Origin of the sequence: Streptococcus suis (genome assembly GCF_002960445.1) — a bacterium.
Lineage (GTDB): Bacteria > Bacillota > Bacilli > Lactobacillales > Streptococcaceae > Streptococcus > Streptococcus hyiners.
Genome location: NZ_POJD01000076.1, coordinates 1 through 323, shown reverse-complemented (window position 1 = coordinate 323; position 323 = coordinate 1). Strand labels below are relative to the sequence as shown.

General features: G+C 32.8%; 1 protein-coding gene. It reads right to left on the bottom strand.

What is annotated here, in order from left to right; translation table 11 throughout:
- Positions 1-323 (bottom strand): pneumococcal-type histidine triad protein (locus C1G53_RS01765; RefSeq protein WP_153046632.1); only part of this gene is annotated, 323 nt, incomplete at both ends.

The window sequence follows — 323 nt, the reverse complement described above, 5'->3', positions numbered from 1 at the left end:
ATAATCAACACCAGCTACCCCTTTTTTAGCTTGAGAAGTAGGTTTCTTTTGATTTTTGGTGAGTTTCTTAGCTTCAGAAATAGAAATTACATTAGCATCTTTATCCTTGGGATAGTAGAAGTACTGCTCATTTACTTTTATAATATAACCTTTCTCTAGCTGATACTGAATATCTTCTTTATTCAATTTATAATCAGAATCTGGAAGGGTATCTTTTAAAAAGTGTGCCGCATACGGGATCGGACCTTCAAAAAAGTATGACTCTTCTCCATATAGACGCATATAGCCATTAGATTTAATTTCAGACACTACAATCGTATTTT